The following is a 17,360-nucleotide window of genomic DNA, read 5'->3' on the forward strand; positions in this document are numbered from 1 at the left end:
CCCAGCGGTCTCCCAGCGTAGGGACGGGGCCACGGACCGCGCATGACACGTCCGGACCATTTGCCGATGGTCAGCGCCGCGAGCGGGCCAGGTCAGGCCTTGATCTTCCCGGCGTAGATGTCCCGGCGGTCCGGGAGCACGACCTCGACGGGGACCCCGAAGCCGTACAGCAGGGTGGTCGAGGCGACCGCGACGGTCCGGCCCTGGTTGCTGAAGCTGAACTGGTGGCGCACCTTCCGCAGCCGCCCCTCGCCGTCGAGGTAGGCGTCGAAGGGCACGGTGTCGTCGGCGAACCCTTTCGCCGCCGCGGTGAGCGCCCCGCGCAGCTGCGGGGAGGCGGCCCGGGCGGCGCGGGCGATGTCGGCGACCCCCCGGTAGTGGCTGACTTTCACCCCTGCCAGTTCGACCTCGCCGACGTAGACGACCTCGCGGGCGCCCCGCAGCAGCTCGGCGGCAGCCGCCGGGTCGGTGGCGCCGCCGGTGACGAGGTTGCCGTCGTCGAGGGTCGTGGTGTCGACCCGGACCCACTTGTCGGCGGGCACCCCGGCGCCCCGGTTCTTCATGTAGAGCGCGCCGGGGGTGAGGAGCTCGGTGATCGGCCGGTGCTCGCTCGTCCCGGCCGGGTCCCTCGGCAGCAGCACCTGGAGCCGTCCGGTGCGGCGCCGGAAGTCGTAGCTTCCCTCGCCCCGGATGGTGACCCGGGTCCCGCCGGAGGCCATCTCCATGGAGGTGCCCGCCTTGGAGGTGCCGGCCCTCGCCAGCGCGTCGGCGGCGTCCCGTACGGCCAGGGCGGGGTCGGTGGCCGCCGCCGCCTTCGGGTCGTCGGGGGCCGCGCAGCCCGTGACCGTGACGGTCCCGACGAGGGAGCCGACCAGGACGGCGGTGACGGCGAACGCCCCTCCGCCCCGTCCGTGCGGACGCCCGTACCGGTGCTCCACCATCGCCGCCAACCCCCAACGCCTCACCGCTGTTCGCCCGGGACCCGCCCTTCCCGGGACCCTCGGGTCCCGGGGACACCCGATCCGCATAACGACGGGCGGGGCGTCGCGTCACGCGCAGTACCGTGGTGGGGTGCACGCGCAGGCTTCCGCCCACACCACGACGACGACGGAGCGCGGCTCGTTCGCGCTGGCACGGTGCAGCTGCGGCTGGACGGGCCCGGCCCGCAGATCCCGCGACAAGGCCCGCTCGGACGCGACGGAACACCTCCGCGCGAACGGCTCCTAGGGGGCGCTCCCGCCGGACGTGCCACGCACCGGGCGAGGCAGGCCCGGGGCGTGTCATCAAAGTCCCGTCGCCGCCCGGGGGGCAGACGAGAGTGTGACGGCACGCCCTAGGCGGCGAGGTCCTTCTGGCCGGTAGTCGGGGCGGGGCCGCCGAGGCGGGGTTCGGCGATGCCGAAGGCCTCCGGGCGGCGTGCCGCGTCGGCCCGGCGGGAGCGGACGAGCCGGGCGCCGCGGCCGGATCCGGCGACGGCGGAGACGACGGGCGTGAGCAGGGCGAGCGCGACCGGGGCGAGCAGCAGGGCCACGGCCGTGCCCAGCGCGAAGCCGCCGATCACGTCCGTGGGGTAGTGGACGCCCATGTAGACGCGCGCGAAGCCCTCGGCGAGCGCCAGGCCGATGGCGGCGAGGCCGAAGCGGCGGTGCGCGACGAAGACGCCGACGCCGAGCGCCATCGCCAGCGTGGCGTGGTCGCTGACGAAGGAGAAGTCGGTCTTCCCGTCGACCAGGACCTCCAGGCCCTGGTGGTCCCTGAAGGGTCTGGGGCGCTCGACGAAGTCGCGGATGGGGATGTTGACCAGGAGGGCGATGCCGGCCGCCAGCGGGGCCCAGACGAGCCCGGCGACGGCCGCGACGGAGTCGGTGGCGGTGCCGCGCCGGCGGACGCTCCACCAGCACCAGAGCACGACGAGGACCATCGCGAGCACGATCCCGTACTCGCCGACGAACTCCATGACGCGGTCGAACCACGGCGGAGCGGCCTTGGCCAGTCCGTTGATGTCGTAGAGCAGGCCGACATCGGGGTTCGAGCCGTCCGATGCGAGTCCAGCCATCTGCTGCGGCCCCTTGCTCTCGTGTCTGGTTTCCAACCCCCGTGGTCAGAGCGGTCGGATCGGGGGAACGAACCGCCTGAGGCGTACGTTCCGCTCTCTCCGGTGGATCATGCTGACGTTATCGAAGAGTGACGGTGCACCGCAGCTCAGGGCCTGTGCATGACGGAGAGTTCCAGCCATGCCCGATAAGCCCCGAAGAACGCCCGACGGTCCGTCTCCTGCCGCTAGGCCTGCGGCAGATGGGTGGGCAGCGCCGCCGCGCCCTCGCGGGTGACGCGGGTGGCCCCGAAGTAGTCCGGGGTGTCGATCCGGTCGAACCGGATCACCGCGCCCGTGCGCGGGGCGTCGATCATGTAGCCACCGCCCACGTAGATGCCGACGTGCCGGATGGCCCGGGAGTTCGTCAGGTCGTCCGAGAAGAACACCAGGTCGCCCGGGAGGAGCTCGTCCCGGGCGGGGTGCGGCCCGGCGTTGTACTGGTCGTTGGCGACGCGCGGCAGCGTCACGCCGACGGTCTCGTACGCGGCCTGCGTGAGGCCGGAGCAGTCGAAGCGCCCGTTCTGCGCGGCCGTGCCCGTACCGCCCCAGAGGTAGGGCGTGCCCAGCTTCTCCTGCGCGTAGGAGATCGCGGCCGCGGCCTGCTGCGAGGGGGCGACGCGGCCGACCGGGCGGGCGAAGCTCTTCTCGAGCGACCGGATGATGCGCACGTAGTTCTGGGTCTCGCTGATGGGCGGCACCCCGCCGTGCCGGATGACCCGGTACGCGCCCGCGTTGTAGGCGGCCAGCATGTTGTCCGCCGGGTCGCCGGGCACGTCCTTGACGTAGCCGGCGATCTCGCAGTCGTACGAGGCGGCCGACGCGATCGCGTCCTTCGGGTCCCAGATGTCCCGGTCGCCGTCCCCGTCGCCGTCGATGCCGTGCCCGGCCCAGGTGCCGGGGATGAACTGGGCGATGCCGCGCGCGTCGGCCGGGGAGACGGCCCGGGGGTTCCAGCCGCTCTCCTGGTAGAGCTGGGCGGCGAGCAGCGCCGGATTGATGGCCGGACACAGGTTCCCCCACCGCTGCACCAGCCCCTGGTACAGCTCGGGCACGGCCCCCTTGGCGAGCGCCACGGAGCCGCCCTTGCCGGCCGCGCCGCCGGCGATCCCGGCGGCCGCGGAGTACGTACCGACCACGAGCAGCGCGACGAAGCCGAGGCAGACCCCCAGGGCCCCGCCGGCCATCAGCCACGCCTTGCCAGCCCTACGCACCGTCAACCACCCCTCGGCTCATGGCAGTACGCCCCGCGAGCCAGTCTAGGCGGACGCCGTCCGACACCGCCCCAAGAGTGCAACAACGACAATCATTGCCCGGAGTCACTCTCCGTGATACACAGAGTGACCATACGCTTCTTCGCATGGAAACCGGCCACACCACCGCAGGTCAAGACGGTCAGATCGGTCAAGTGTGCGGGGATCGGGTAAAGAGAGCCGCCAAGCCGTCGCACGTGGGCGGTTTCATCAGCGAAGATAGGGCGATGACCCATGCCGTCCGGCAGGGGCGACCAAGTACCCAACAGGGGCGGTGAGTTACATGTACCTGGCGGCCGAGAAGGGCGACATCACCACCATCATCGGTGGAATCGCCCCCAACTGGGGACCTTTCGGGAGCCTGGGCAACGAGGCCAAGGTGATGATCGAGGTCGTGATGGCCGTGGCCATCCTGCTCTGCCTCGGCATCGCCATCTGGGGAGCGGCCAAGCAGCGCATCGGCGCCACCGCCCTCCGCGACACGTTCAGCGCGGAACAGGGCAAGGGCCTGATCGTCGCCGGTCTGACCGGCGTCTTCATCATCGGATCACTGGGGACGCTGTTCACCATCGTGTACGGGATGGCCGTCTGATCTCCCGTCGGACCCGACCCTCCTGAGAATGCGTTCCCTGATGCCCAGTCATGTTGAAGCACGGCCGTACCCGCGAACGAGTGAGGGGGCGCACCCGGCATGAGTCCCGGCGACGAGCACGACAGCTTCGGCGGCGCGGGCGGCTCGGGCCAGACCCGGACCCGCCTGCCCGAAGGCAACAGCGGCGACGTCTACGGCGGCGCCCGCCGCCCCGTCCGCAGCTCCCGATCCCTCATCACGGTCGTGGGCGTGGTGGTCCTCCTCGTCGCCGCGATCGCCTTCGCCAACCGCGGCGAGACCGAACCGACGGACACGGCGGGCCCCCGCGCGGGCACCCCGGGCAGCACGGCCCCCACCTCGGCGACCGGCGTCCGCCCGGTCACCGGCAAGAACGGCCAGATCCCCACCGGCTACGCCCACGACGACCAGGGCGCCCAGAGCGCGGCGACGAACTACGCGGTGGCGCTGGGTTCGGCGGAGATGTTCTCCGGCCCGGCACGGAGCGAGATCGTCCGCACCGTGTACGCCCCCGCCGTCGCCGCGGCGCGTCAGGCCGACCTCGACAAGGTCTACGCGGACAAGGGCTTCCTCGGCCGGATCGGTCTCCACGAGGACGGCACCACCCCGCAGGGCCTGACGTTCATCTCCCGCATCGTCCCGGTGGGATCGAAGGTCGAGAACTACTCGGACGCCAAGGCCACCGTGTCGGTGTGGTTCTCGTCCCTGTTCGGCATGGCCGGTGACGGCTCCAAGAACCCCGTCTCCGAAGCCTGGTACACCGGCTCGTACGAGCTGCAGTGGGTCGACGGCGACTGGAAGGTCACCGGTTTCAGCCAGAAGGACGGCCCGGTGCCCGTCGGCCGGGATCAGCGCGCCTCCACGGCGGAGGAGATGAGCGACGCGGTCGGTCAGTTCGGAGGCTTCACCTATGCCCGGTAAGCGCCTTCCCCGCGGGACCAGGATCGCCGCCGCCCTCGGCGCGGCGCAGACGGCCGTCGTGCTCTTCGCCGGCCGCGCGTTCGCCGCGCCGACGCCCACTCCCACACCGAGCCCGAGCGGCCGGAACAACCCCTGCGACCTGATCCGCGGCCCCGCGCGGGACTACTGCGAGAACGGCCGTGCCGGATCCGGCGGTGGCGCCGACAAGACCACCGTCACCGACCCCGCCTCCCTCGACCCCCTCTCCTCCCTCGCCCGCGGCTTCGCCGACGCCGCCGTCGCCACCGTCGACTACCTCTCCAAGGCCGTCAAGGAGACCGCCGACGTCGATTTCACGAACATGCAGTTCCTCGGCCGCTACGCCATCGTCTTCGCCGCCTCCACCTTCCTCACCCTCCTCCTCTGGCTCCTCGCCGTCGCCAAGCGGGCCGTCCGCGGCGTCCCCCTCACCACCGCCCTCTCCGAAGCCATCGGCTTCCTCTGGCTGACGGTCCTCGCCTCCGCGTTCACGCCCCTGATCCTGTACACCGTCGTCAACGCCACCGACGCCATCACCGAGGTCATCGCCTCCGGCACCGGCCAGCAGACCGACATCTTCTTCGGCAGCTTCAAGGAGGCCCTCCAGAAGGGCGACAGCATCGGTGGCGGCCCCATCATGCTGATCATCGTGTCCCTGGTGACCGTCCTCGCCGCCGGCGTGCTCTACCTGGAACTGTTCCTCCGCGCCGTCCTGCTGTACGTCGGCGCCCTCCTCGGCGTCGTCGTCTACTCCGGCCTCGTCGACAAGAACATGTGGGGCCACGTCCGCCGCTGGGCCGGCATCATGATCGCGATCATCCTGGTCAAGCCGGTCATCGTGATCGTCCTCGGCCTCGCCGGCGCCCTCTCCTCCGGCTCCGGCCCCGACTCCGTCTCCGCCGTGGTCTCCGGCCTCTCGATCATCCTGCTCGCCATCTTCGCCTCCGCGATGATCTACCGCTTCGTCCCCGGCTTCGGCGACGAGATCGCCGCCTCCCGCGACAACCGCCTCCACCGCGCCGGCGAGAACACGGCCGCCGCCGTCATCTCCTCCCCCGCCTCCCTCGTCTCCCAGGGCATCAAGACCCACAGCACCCGCGACAGCGGCGGAGGCGGCGGCTCCCAGGGCTCCGGCCCCCGCCCCGCCAACCCGCTCTCCGGCGGCATGGCCGCCCACAGCAGCCGCGGCGGAGGCGGCGGTGGCGGCACCGGCGGCGGCGCCACGCCCCCGCCCCGTAGCAGCAGTCCCACCGCGGGTACCCCGCACGGCAACCGCAAGAACTCTGGAGGTGCAGGGCGTTGACGACCCAGTCCCAGCCGGTCGCGCCCCGCCGCACGTATCTCGTCGGCCGCGCCCGGCCCAACGCGATCGTCGGCAAGAACCGCGAGACCGGCGAGATCGCCCTGATCATCGTCGGCGCCTTCCTCGGCATGATGAGCGGCCTCCTCGTCCCCGCCCTCCCCCTGCGGATCGCCCTCCTCGCCGGCCTGCCCATGCTCGCGATCGCCGCCGTGTACCTCCCGTACAAGCACCGCACCTTCTACAAGTGGTTCGAGATCAACCGCAGCTACAAGCGGATGCTCAAGCGCGGCACCGCCTACCGCTCCGTCGCCAACGAGGCCGGCACCCGCCTCGACGGCCGCGAGGTCGAGGTCGGCCCGCCCCCCGGCATCGGCCGCGTCGGCTGGCTCGCCGCCCCCTTCGGCCCGGACGAGATCGCCGTCCTCCTGCACGCCGACCGCCGCACCGTCACCGCCGCCATCGAGATCGAGGGCCCCGGCGTCGGCCTGCGCGACAGCGAGGACCAGGAGGCCCTCGTCGACCGCTTCGGCACCCTCCTCAAGCACGTCGCCAACGGCGACGGCTTCGTCACCCGCCTCCAGATGCTCGCCCGCACCCTCCCCGCCGACCCCGACGCACACGCCAAGGACGTCGGCCAGCGTGGCGACCAGAACGCGCCCCCGTGGCTCCAGGAGTCCTACGACCAGCTCCAGTCGATGGTCTCCACCTCCAGCGAGCAGCACCGCGCCTACCTCGTCGCCTGCATGCACTACACCCGCGAGCTCGCCGCCGAGGCCAACGCCATGGCCCGCGCCGCCCGCCACGCCTCCGGCGCCCGCAAGCTCGACCGCGACGCCGGCCTCGCCGTCGTCATGGCCCGCGAGCTCACCGACATCTGCGCCCGCCTCGCCGAGGCCGACATCCGCGTCCGCCAGCCCCTCGGCCAGTCCCGGCTCTCCTCCCTCGTGCACTCCATGTACGACCCGGACCACCCGATCGACCACATCCAGGCCATGACGAAACGCAACGCCTGGCCCGCCGAGCTCGACGCCATGGAACCGACCTACCTCCAGGCCAAGACCCGCGAGTCCTCCACCCGCGCCCCCTGGTGCCACGCCACCGCCTGGGTGAAGGAATGGCCGATGACCCCGGTCGGCGTCAACTTCCTCGCCCCGCTCCTCGTCCACACCCCCGACGTCATCCGCACGGTCGCCGTCACCATGGACCTGGAGCCCACCGAGGTCGCCATCGAGCGGATGCTCACCGAGAAGACCAACGACCAGGCCGACGCCAGCCGCGCCGCCAAGATGAACCGCACGGTCGACCCCCGCGACATCGCCGCCCACGGCCGGCTCGACCAGCGGGGTGAAGATCTCGCCAGCGGCGCGGCAGGAGTGAACCTCGTCGGGTACATCACGGTGTCGTCGCGTTCGCCCGAGGCCCTCGCCCGGGACAAGCGCACGATCAGGGCCTCCGCCGGCAAGTCGTACCTGAAGCTGGAGTGGTGCGACCGCGAGCACCACCGGGCCTTCGTGAACACCCTGCCGTTCGCGACCGGCATCCGCCGCTAGGGCCGAAGGGGCACAGAGCCATGCGAGATCCGCTGTCCGTCCTCACCGAAGCCTTCACCGCCTTCCTCTTCGGGAAGGTCGAGACGACCCGCCTGCCCGTCCGCACCTCCACCGGCCAGGCCCAGGCCGTCTACCTGCCGACCGCCGCACCCGGCCTCGGCGACTCCGGCGTCATCATCGGCCGCGAGGTCTACAGCGGCAAGGGCTACATCTACGACCCCTTCCAGCTGTACGGCCAGCAGCTCCCGGCCCCCCACTGGCTGGTCCTGGGCGAGTCCGGCAACGGAAAGTCGGCCCTGGAGAAGACGTACGTGCTCCGCCAGCTCCGCTTCCGCGACCGGCAGGTCGTCGTCCTCGACGCCCAGGGCGAGGACGGCGTCGGCGAATGGAACCTCATCGCCCAGGAGCTGGGGATAACCCCCATCCGCCTGGACCCCATGGTCGCCAACGACTCCGGGATCCGCCTCAACCCCCTCGACCCCTCGATCACCACCACGGGCCAGCTCGCGCTGCTCCGCACCATCATCGAGGTGGCGATGGGCCACGGCCTCGACGAGCGCTCCGGCTTCGCGCTCAAGGTCGCCCACGCGTACGTCACCGAGCACACCACCGACCGGCAGCCGATCCTCACCGACATCGTCGAGCGGCTCCGCCACCCGGAGGCCGAATCCGCCGAGGCGATGAACGTCGACATAGACGACGTACGGGCCTGGGGCCTGGACGTCGCGCTCGTCCTCGACCGCCTCGTCGACGGCGACCTGCGCGGCATGTTCGACGGCCCGACCACGGTCGGCATCGACCTCGACGCGCCCCTGATCGTCTTCGACCTCTCCCACATCGACCGCAACTCCATCGCCATGCCCATCCTCATGGCGATCGTCGGCGTCTGGCTGGAGCACACCTGGATCCGCCCCGACCGGAAGAAGCGCATCTTCCTCGTCGAGGAGGCCTGGCACATCATCAACAGCCCGTTCGTGGCCCAGCTGTTCCAGCGCCTGCTGAAGTTCGGCCGCCGCCTCGGCCTGAGCTTCGTCGCCGTCGTCCACCACCTCTCCGACGTCGTCGACGGAGCGGCGGCCAAGGAGGCCTCGGCGATCCTCAAGATGGCCTCCACCCGGACCATCTACGCCCAGAAGGCCGACGAGGCACGCAACACGGGCCGGGTCCTCGGCCTGCCCCGCTGGGCGGTCGAGATCATCCCGACCCTCACCCCCGGCATCGCGGTCTGGGACGTCAACGGCAACGTGCAGGTGGTCAAACACCTCATCACCGAGAAGGAACGCCCGCTCGTCTACACCGACCGCGCCATGACCGAGTCCTCCGCCACGGACCCGGAGCTGGAGTGGGAGACCGAACAGCGCGCGATCCTCATCGAGCAGCAGATGAACGGCACTTCGCAGTCGACGGTGGCCTAGATGGAACAGGCGCGGAAGGGAGGCGGAGGAGTCTCCGACGGGCTGCTCCTCAGCCTGTTCGCCCTCCTCCTCTGCCTCACCGTCCTGGCGTGGACGGCGACCGGACTCTCGGGCGTCTTCGCCCACGGAGCCTGGCCGGACGGGGTCGACTTCACCGGCACCCCGACCGCCCTGCGCTCCCTGGCGACGGCCCCGACGGACCTCGCGGCCGCCTGGCCGGCGACCCCGCCGGGCCAGCTGTCGGGGTACGGCCTCTTCTGGGGCCTGCTGATCGGCGAGGCGATGATCCTCATGGTCCTCGCGATCTTCGTCCTGGGCACGGTGACCCGCTGGCGCGCCGTCCGTGCGCACCGCAAGGCGGGCACGTACGGCACGACGCCCACCCCCGTACGCGAGGAACCCGCCCGGGGACGGGAAGAGCCCACCGCGCCCCCGGCCCCCCGCCACCCGTCGGAGAAGCCCGCACCGGAACCGCCCGGCGCACACGAGACACCGGCACCGGCTCCGGCGCCCGTACCAGCACCCGAACCCGCACCCGTACCGGCGACCGCGCCCGTACCGACACCGGAACCCGCCCCCGCGCCCCTGACCGCCCCACCGGCCCCCATAGCCACCCCCCGTACCGTCTACGGCCCCCCGGAGACCCGCCGCCCCGTCGCGGTCCAGGCGATCCTGGACGCGGAGGGACCGGCCCTCGTCGTCACCTCCGACCCCGCCGTCTGGTCCGCCACCAAGGACGCCCGCGGCAAGCTCGGCCCGGTCCTGGTCCACGACACCGGCCACCTCTGCGACACCCCGGCCCGGCTCCACTGGTCGCCCTCCGAGCACTGCGAGGACCCGGCCGTGGCGCAGGACCGCGCGACCGCCCTGCTCGCCCCCGTACGCCCCCACTCCCGCCTCGACGCCGCCACCGCCGACACCGCGGAGACCCTCCTGCGCTGCTGGCTGCACGCCGCCGCCGTCGACGGCCGCCCCTTCCGGCAGGTCCACCGCTGGGCGCAGGGAGCCGGCGCCCACGAGCCCGTACGGATCCTCCGCAGCCACCCGAAGGCCGCGTCCGGCCTGGCGGGCCTCCTGGAGTCGGCCCTCACCGCACACCCGGAAAGCCGCCGCCTCGCCCAGGAACTGACGGCCCGTGCCCTGGCCGCCCTCTCCTCGATCCACATCAGGGAAGCGTGCACACCGAATCGAACGGATTCGCTGGCGCTGGCATCTTTCGTCGCCGAAGGGGGCACCCTCTACGTGGTGGGCGAGGCGATCGAGGATCCCCGCACCCACCCCGGCGCGATGCCGCTCCTCACGGCCCTCGCCGCAAGCGTGGTCGAGCACGGCCGCCGCATGGCCGCACGGTCATCCGACGGTCGGCTCGACCCACCACTGACCCTCGTCCTGGACGACGTGGCCGCCGTGGCCCCGCTCCCCCAGCTCCCGGACCTCCTCGCCGCCGGCCCCACCCAGGGCCTCCCGACCGTCGCCCTGATGCGCTCCGAGCAGCAGGCGATGACCCGCTGGCCCGACACCGCCTGGGCCGGCGCCCCGCACACCGGACGGCGCCCGTCGCAGGGGCTAGGCTCCCGCGCCTGAACCGACGGCCGACCCCGGCCGCAGGAGCTCGTACTCGTCCTCCATCGCCGTGTCGTGCCCCGGCACCGGCACCCGCTCCCCGGTGGCGACGAACCCGAACCGCCGGTAGAAGGCCGCGGCCCGCGCGTTCTCCTCGTGCACGTACAACCGCACCCGCGCCACCTCCGGCTCGGTGAGCGTCCAGGACCACTCCACCCCCGCCCGGAACAGCGCGTCGATCACACCGGTCCCGCGCGCCTCGGGCCGCACGTACACGGCGACGATGTGCGTCTGGTCGACCTTCGGCGCGTCACCGAAGCGCACCTCGTCCGAGGGCCGCTCCACGAGCAGCGAGATCGTGCCCGCCCAACTGCCGTCCGTCCCCTCGGCGACGAGCTGCCGCACGCTCCCGTCCCCGCTCTCGGACGCCCCCTCCGCCCGCTCCCGCCAGAAGGCGTCGGGCCGCTCGACGGCGGCCTCGTAGGTGTCGAGGAAGGCGAGATGGGCGATCGGGTCCCGCAGAGCCGCCAGGCGGATCTCCCGGGTCTTCTCCCACTCCGCGGCGCGGATCACGCGTATCGAATAGTCCATGCGACAGATCCTGACGAGCCCCGCACCCCCGGACAAGGCCTTTTCCCCACACCACCCCCGTCGTACCGGGGTACTACGCCGCACCCCGCGCACCCGCCCCCGGTCCGACGCCCGGGCACCGCCCGCTCCGTAGCGTCGACGACATGATCCGCGCAGAGAACCTCACCAAGCGGTACGGGGACACCACCGTCGTCCAGGACCTCAGCTTCACCGTCCACCCCGGCTCCGTCACCGGCTTCCTCGGCCCCAACGGCGCCGGCAAGTCGACCACCCTCCGCATGATCCTCGGCCTCGACGCCCCCACCCGCGGCCACGCCACCGTCGACGGCCGCCCCTACGCCGCCCACCGCGACCCGCTCACCCACGTCGGCGCCCTCCTGGAAGCCCGCTCCGTCCACCCCGGCCGCTCCGCCCACCACCACCTCATGGCACTCGCCCACACGCACGGCATCCCCCGCACGCGCGTGGAGCGGGTCCTCGCCCTCGCGGGCCTCACCCACGTCGCCCACCGACGCGTCAAGGGCTTCTCGCTCGGCATGGGACAGCGCCTCGGCATCGCCGCCGCGCTCCTCGGCGACCCGTCCACCGTCATCCTCGACGAGCCGGTCAACGGCCTCGACCCGGAAGGCGTGCTCTGGATCCGGACCCTCCTCAGGAACCTGGCGGCCGAGGGCCGCACCGTCCTCGTCTCCTCCCACCTCATGAGCGAGATGGCGCTCACCGCCGACCACCTGATCGTCATCGGCAGGGGCAGGCTCCTCGCCGACACCACCGTCGAGCAGCTCGTACGGTCCTCGGGCGGCGCGGGCGTCAAGGTCGTCACCCCCGAGGCGGACCGCCTGCGCACGCTGCTCCCCGGCGCCCGCATCACCTCGGACACCCCGGACACCCTCCTCGTCACCGGCCTGGAGGCACCGGAGATCGGCCGCACGGCCGCCGCCCACGCCGTCCCCCTCCACGAACTCACCCCGCAGGCGCCCTCGCTGGAGCAGGCGTTCATGGACCTCACCCGCGACGCCGTCGAGTACCAGGGAGCCCCCGCATGACCACCACCCCGTCCCTCACCCCCGCGCGCGTGCTCCGCTCGGAGTGGCACAAACTGTGGACCGTACGCTCCACCTGGATCACCGCCCTCACCTCCGCCGCCCTCCTCCTCGGCGTCGGCATCCTGATGGGCGCCACGTACACCTCCGGCGGCGGCGACTCCGACGTCGACACCGTCGTCCTCACCCTGTACGGCTCCCAGCTCGGCGCCATCGCCCTCGCCGTCCTCGGCATCCTCGTCACCGCGGGCGAGTACGCGACCGGCATGGTCCGCGCCTCCCTGACCGCCGTCCCCCGCCGCCTGCCCGTCCTGTGGGCGAAGGCCGCGGTCTACACGGCCACCGTCCTCACCCTCTCCCTGCTCACGGCCCTCCTGACCTTCCTCACCGCCCAGGTCTTCCTCTCCGACACCGACCAGGCCGCCTCCCTCACCGACGACGGAGTCCTCGCCGCCGTCGCGGGCAACGCCACCGGCGTCACCCTCCTCGGCGTGATCGCCCTCGGCCTCGGCGCCGCCCTCCGCTCGGTGCCGGGCGCCATCGGCGCCTTCGTCGGCGGGGTCCTGATCGTCCCGGAGATCCTCGGGATGCTCCCGTACGAGGCGATGGACACGGCCGTGCGGTACTTCCCCACCCAGGCGGCCGGCGCCCTCGGCTCCGCGACCCCGCTCCCCGGCGCCGCCTCGCCCGGCGCCGCGCTCCTCGCCCTCCTGCTGTGGGCGGCCGCGGCCCTCGCCGTACCCGCGCTGTTCCTCAAGCGCCGCGACGTATGAGGATGGTGACGGGCCGACGGCGGGGATGACGACAGAGGTGGGGGCGGGATGACGACGGAGACGACCGGCCCGAGCCGGTACGCCCAGCGGCTCGGGAGCCGGGTCCGGGCCCTGGACGCCCGGCGCCCCTGGGTGTGGGACGCGGCGGTCACCGCCACCTGGACGGTGGCCGCCCTCGTGGACGCGGCCGGCGGCTGGCGGAACACCGCCCGCGACCCGTCCGTCCCGGTCTGGCTCGTGGTCACCCTGAGCCTGCTCCTCGCCCTCCCGCTCCACTGGCGCCGCCGCCGCCCGCTCACGGCCCTCGCGGTGATGGCCTGCGCGGCCCTGATCGGCGACGGCTCGGGCGCCTTCCTCCAGGCCGCCTACCTCCAGATGCTCCCGCTCTTCCACATCGCGCTCGGCCGGCCGCCGCGCGCCCTCCTCTGGGCCCTGGCCCTCATCGCCCCGCCCCTCGTCACGGGCGCCGTCCGCTTCCCGTCGGAGTCCTGGGACCAGCGCGTCGTCCCCGCCCTGTGGGCGTACGCGATCGTGGCGCTGCTCGGCATCGCGCTCCGCGCCCGCAGGGACGAACGCACCCACGAGGTCCGCCTCGCCGCCACCGCCGAACGCACCCGGATCGCCCGCGAGATGCACGACATCATCGGCCACAACCTCTCCGTCATCACGAGCCTCGCGGACGGCGGAAGGTACGCGGCGCCGAAGAACCCGGAGCGCGCCGCCCAGGCCCTCGACGCCATCGGCACGACCAGCCGCCAGGCCCTCGCCGAACTCCGCCGCCTCCTGAGCGTCCTGCACGAGGACGACGAGACCGCGGCCCGGACCCCCCAGCCGACCCTGACCGACCTGGAACCCCTCATCGCGGGGGTACGGAGAGCGGGCCTGCTCGTCCACGCCGACCTCCCCCCGGCGGCCCCCGCGCTCTCCGCGGGCGCCCAGCTCACGGTCCACCGCGTCCTCCAGGAAGCCCTCACCAACACCCTGAAGCACGCGGGCCCGGACGCCACGGCGACCGTCCGCCTGTCGTACGGCTCCGGCGCCCTGGAACTGCTCGTCACCGACACGGGCACGCCGTCGCGCGCACCGGGCCGGGGCCACGGCCTCACCGGCATGCGCGAGCGCGCGGCCCGCTACGACGGCACACTCGACACCGGCCCCCTGCCCACGGGCGACGGCTGGCGCGTACGGCTCCGCATCCCCCTGGAGGAATCCCCCTCGTGACGACCGTTCTCATCGCCGACGACCAGCCGATGCAGCGCTTCGGCGTCCGCATGCTGCTGGAGAGCCAGGACGACATGACGGTCGTCGCCGAGGCGTCGAACGGCACCGAGGCGATCCGCCTGGTCGACCGGCACCACCCCGACGTGGTCCTGATGGACGTCAGGATGCCCGGCCTCGACGGCATCGAGGCCACGCGCCGCGTCGTCGCCACCGGCGCCCGCACCCGGATCCTGATCGTCACGACCTTCGACCTCGACGCGTACGCGTACGACGGGCTGCGCGCCGGCGCGAGCGGCTTCCTGGTGAAGGACGCCGAGCCCGAGGAACTCCTCGCGGGCATCCGGGCGGTGGCCGCCGGCGACGCGGTCGTCGCCCCGAGCCTCACCCGCCGCCTCCTGGACGCCTACGTCCAGCACCTCCCGCGTCCGAACGCCACGCCCCCGGCCGAGGACCCCCGCCTCGCCACCCTCACCGACCGGGAACGCGAGATCCTCACGGTCATCGGGAGGGGCTGGAGCAACACGGAGATCGCCGAACGCCTGCACCTCGCGGAGTCCACGGTGAAGACCCACGTGGGCCGCGTCCTCGCGAAGACCGCCACCCGCGACCGGGTGCAGGCGGTGATCCTCGCGTACGACACGGGCCTGGTGACCCCGGCGACCTGACCCGCCTCAGCTCCCCGTCCTGGCGTCCGTCCACACGGCGGTCCTGCGGTCCGCACCGTCGAGACGCGCGTCCCTCAGATCGGCACGGGTGAAGTCCGTCCGGGTCAGGTTCGCCGCGGGCAGCTTGTTCTCCCTGTCCTCACCGAGGTCGGCATCCACGAGCCGCGCGCCGGTCAGATCGGCGTCCGTGAGGTTCGCCCCGGAGAGGACCACCTCGGAGAGGTCGACGGACGACTCTCCGACGGCGGGGTCGTACGAAGCCCTCGTGAGGTCGGCACCCTCCAGGTTCGCGCCCTCGAAGTCGGCACCGTCCCAGACGACACCGACCATGTCGGCGCCACTGAAGTCAGCCTGCGAGAAACGCCCGTCGCTCAGCCCCGCTCCACGCAGCCTCGCACCGACGAACGGAGCGCCCTGGAACCCCCCGTGAAGGAGGGCGAACGTCAGATCCGCCCCGCGGAAGTCCGCCGTGGCGAACTCCCCGTCGGTGAGATCCGCACCCACCAGAAAGGTCCGCCGCAGGTCCACAACGCCCTCCCCCTCCACCCCCTGCGGACGGGTTCCCAGCACCTTCAGAGCCGCCTGGACGTCCTCGGGCGGCCGCGTACCGGGCTGTCGACGCAGGGCCTCCGCCTTGGCCTTCGACGGCATCTTGGCCTTGTCCCGCACATAGGCGGACAGGATCTCCACGATCGCCGGCTGCTCACGGGGCGACTCCTCCATGATCCGCTTCAGGGCGAAGATGCTGCTGGTCCGGACGTCGACCGAGTCGTCGCCCAGATTGGCCACGGTGTCGTTGTAGCTCGACGCGATCTGCCCCCGCTCGGTGATCCGCAGGGTGTCCCGCGCCTGAGTGATCGTCACCGCCGTGAACGCCAGGGCCAGCAGCGCTGGGATCGCCGGAAGGGCCGTCGCCAGGGCCATGTACCGCTGCCAGCGCCCGCCCTCCGCGGAGGCCGCCGCACCCGGGACGGGCCCGGGTGGCGGAGCCGGCGCCGCGACGAGGAGCGAGGCGTCGAGCAACGCGAGCCACCGGGAGGCGTGCAGCCGGTCCTGGAGCTGCGCCAGCAGCCGTACGAGCGCGGGCAGCGCCACCGGCACCCCTTCCCGCAGCACCCGCCCCGAGGCCTCGTGCAGCGTCGCGGCGACCCGCCCGGCGTGCTCCTCCAGCTCGCGCCGCCGCTCGGCGTCCGCGGGCGGCCCCCACCGAGCGAAATCCTGGATTGCCGCCCGTAGTTCGGCGACCGCCTCGTCGAGGACGGACGCCTCGGGTGCGGGCGTGCGAAGCGCCGCGCGGCACGCGCCGAGTGCCACCAGGCAGGCGGACAGGGGCGGTTCCTGCCGTGCCCAGCGGGTGAAGTCGCGCATGGCGGCCCGCCGGATCCACCAGGCGCCGACGACGAGCCCCACGGCGACCCCGAAGACGAAGCCGGACTCCGCTCCGGACCACCAGGGGACGACCTCCGGTTCGCAGCCGAGCAGGAGGGACCAGCCGGTGCACTCCTCGCTTCCCTCGGTGAGCCCCCGCTCACCGAAGAGCGAGCCGAAGACGTTGTCGGGGGCGAGGAACCACAGGCCGCGACCGGCGGCGACGTCCGCGTACGCCACCACCCAGGCACCCAGTACGAGCCCTCCGACCAGCAGCAGCCCGGGCACGACCGCGGCCCACACGCGTCGGCCCCACCGCAGCACCCTCGCCGCACGGTCGGCTTCGACCAGGCGCACGAGCAGCTCGTTCAGCGGCAGGGCACTCGGCACGCCCTGGTGTCGCCGCAGGGCCACGACGGCCCGTACGGAGGGCCGCAGCGCCTCCACTCTCCCCCGCACCAGCCGGCGGGGCACCAGAAGGATCCGCTGGCCGGTCCTCCGGTGCGGATCCCGGTAGCCGGCCCCCCACGTGACGCCCCGCCAGAGCAGCACGATCACCAGACCGGTGACGCACACCCCCAGCACGGCCCGGACCCAGTCACTCCAGGACGCGAAATCCACGTCTGCGTGCCCCCTGCTCTCGCATCTGTCCCAGAACGCAAAAATGCCTCAACCCCCGGACAAGGTCCAGGGGTTGAGGCTAAAAATTGTTCGGCGGCGTCCTACTCTCCCACAGGGTCCCCCCTGCAGTACCATCGGCGCTGAAAGGCTTAGCTTCCGGGTTCGGAATGTAACCGGGCGTTTCCCTAACGCTATGACCACCGAAACTCTATGAAGATATGAACCGCCGCACCACCCGAAAGGGGGGCGTGTTCGTTACTTCAGAACTAACACAGTGGACGCGAGCAACTGAGGACAAGCCCTCGGCCTATTAGTACCGGTCAGCTCCACCCATTACTGGGCTTCCACATCCG

At 72.5% G+C, this 17,360-nt stretch carries 16 protein-coding genes and 1 rRNA gene; 11 read left to right on the forward strand and 6 right to left on the reverse strand.

Annotated features, from left to right (window positions below; all coding sequences use genetic code 11):
- Nucleotides 1-92 precede the first annotated feature (92 nt).
- A complete protein-coding gene (locus ACFYXU_RS06690) occupies nt 93-941 on the reverse strand; it encodes a hypothetical protein (RefSeq protein WP_376509781.1) in 849 nt (282 codons plus the stop codon).
- A 130-nt stretch (nt 942-1,071) separates the two neighbouring features.
- On the opposite strand from ACFYXU_RS06690, the gene ACFYXU_RS06695 reads away from it, so the two are divergent.
- Complete coding sequence (locus ACFYXU_RS06695) at nt 1,072-1,227, forward strand: hypothetical protein (protein WP_361392601.1); 156 nt, start codon at nt 1,072-1,074, stop codon at nt 1,225-1,227.
- A 106-nt stretch (nt 1,228-1,333) separates the two neighbouring features.
- Here ACFYXU_RS06695 and ACFYXU_RS06700 read toward each other — a convergent pair whose 3' ends face one another.
- Entirely contained in the window at nt 1,334-2,056 is a 723-nt protein-coding gene (locus ACFYXU_RS06700) for a phosphatase PAP2 family protein (protein ID WP_376509783.1), read from the reverse strand.
- Between the two features lie 224 nt (nt 2,057-2,280).
- The gene (locus ACFYXU_RS06705; RefSeq protein WP_389407632.1) at nt 2,281-3,279 is read right to left on the reverse strand and encodes an NlpC/P60 family protein; all 999 of its coding nucleotides are present in this window, start codon (nt 3,277-3,279) and stop codon (nt 2,281-2,283) included.
- 349 nt (nt 3,280-3,628) lie between these two features.
- Here ACFYXU_RS06705 and ACFYXU_RS06710 point away from each other — a divergent pair, with 349 nt between their 5' ends.
- The 6 genes from ACFYXU_RS06710 (at nt 3,629) to ACFYXU_RS06735 (ending at nt 10,746) form a co-directional block, all read left to right on the forward strand.
- Nucleotides 3,629-3,937: a hypothetical protein gene (locus ACFYXU_RS06710; RefSeq protein ID WP_024757447.1), complete on the forward strand. Its 309-nt coding sequence runs from the start codon at nt 3,629-3,631 to the stop codon at nt 3,935-3,937.
- Between the two features lie 99 nt (nt 3,938-4,036).
- Entirely contained in the window at nt 4,037-4,876 is an 840-nt protein-coding gene (locus tag ACFYXU_RS06715; protein WP_389407633.1) for a hypothetical protein, read from the forward strand.
- Nucleotides 4,866-6,197 (forward strand): hypothetical protein, encoded by a 1,332-nt coding sequence (locus ACFYXU_RS06720; protein WP_389407634.1) that lies wholly within the window; start codon nt 4,866-4,868, stop codon nt 6,195-6,197. The genes ACFYXU_RS06715 and ACFYXU_RS06720 overlap by 11 nt, the downstream gene beginning before the upstream one ends.
- Complete coding sequence (locus tag ACFYXU_RS06725) at nt 6,194-7,747, forward strand: SCO6880 family protein (RefSeq protein ID WP_361392591.1); 1,554 nt, start codon at nt 6,194-6,196, stop codon at nt 7,745-7,747. Before ACFYXU_RS06720 ends, ACFYXU_RS06725 begins: the two co-directional genes overlap by 4 nt.
- 20 nt (nt 7,748-7,767) lie before the next feature.
- Nucleotides 7,768-9,162: an ATP-binding protein gene (locus ACFYXU_RS06730; protein ID WP_329849754.1), complete on the forward strand. Its 1,395-nt coding sequence runs from the start codon at nt 7,768-7,770 to the stop codon at nt 9,160-9,162.
- Nucleotides 9,163-10,746, forward strand: coding sequence for a type VI secretion protein (locus ACFYXU_RS06735; RefSeq protein ID WP_389456702.1), 1,584 nt, complete (start codon nt 9,163-9,165; stop codon nt 10,744-10,746).
- On the opposite strand, the gene ACFYXU_RS06740 is transcribed toward ACFYXU_RS06735, so the two are convergent.
- Nucleotides 10,729-11,316, reverse strand: coding sequence for a GNAT family N-acetyltransferase (locus ACFYXU_RS06740; protein ID WP_389456704.1), 588 nt, complete (start codon nt 11,314-11,316; stop codon nt 10,729-10,731). The genes ACFYXU_RS06735 and ACFYXU_RS06740 overlap by 18 nt on opposite strands.
- A 143-nt stretch (nt 11,317-11,459) precedes the next feature.
- Here ACFYXU_RS06740 and ACFYXU_RS06745 point away from each other — a divergent pair, with 143 nt between their 5' ends.
- From ACFYXU_RS06745 to ACFYXU_RS06760, 4 genes are read left to right on the forward strand one after another with little or no spacing between them, the layout of a single operon-like run.
- A complete protein-coding gene (locus tag ACFYXU_RS06745) occupies nt 11,460-12,362 on the forward strand; it encodes an ABC transporter ATP-binding protein (RefSeq protein ID WP_389456706.1) in 903 nt (300 codons plus the stop codon).
- Nucleotides 12,359-13,132, forward strand: coding sequence for an ABC transporter permease (locus ACFYXU_RS06750; protein WP_384562382.1), 774 nt, complete (start codon nt 12,359-12,361; stop codon nt 13,130-13,132). The genes ACFYXU_RS06745 and ACFYXU_RS06750 overlap by 4 nt, the downstream gene beginning before the upstream one ends.
- A 48-nt stretch (nt 13,133-13,180) precedes the next feature.
- A complete protein-coding gene (locus ACFYXU_RS06755) occupies nt 13,181-14,353 on the forward strand; it encodes a sensor histidine kinase (protein WP_389456708.1) in 1,173 nt (390 codons plus the stop codon).
- A complete protein-coding gene (locus ACFYXU_RS06760; RefSeq protein WP_389456710.1) occupies nt 14,350-15,018 on the forward strand; it encodes a response regulator in 669 nt (222 codons plus the stop codon). The genes ACFYXU_RS06755 and ACFYXU_RS06760 overlap by 4 nt, the downstream gene beginning before the upstream one ends.
- Nucleotides 15,019-15,024: 6 nt before the next feature.
- Here the strand turns inward: ACFYXU_RS06760 and ACFYXU_RS06765 are convergent, their stop codons facing one another.
- Both ACFYXU_RS06765 and rrf read right to left on the reverse strand, forming a co-directional pair.
- On the reverse strand, nt 15,025-17,007 hold the full coding sequence (locus ACFYXU_RS06765) for a pentapeptide repeat-containing protein (RefSeq protein WP_389456712.1): 1,983 nt from the start codon (nt 17,005-17,007) through the stop codon (nt 15,025-15,027).
- A gap of 88 nt (nt 17,008-17,095) precedes the next feature.
- Nucleotides 17,096-17,212 (reverse strand): 5S ribosomal RNA (gene rrf / locus ACFYXU_RS06770).
- Nucleotides 17,213-17,360: the final 148 nt, after the last annotated feature.

This window comes from Streptomyces sp. NPDC002232 (genome assembly GCF_042890295.1).
Classification (GTDB): Bacteria; Actinomycetota; Actinomycetes; order Streptomycetales; family Streptomycetaceae; genus Streptomyces.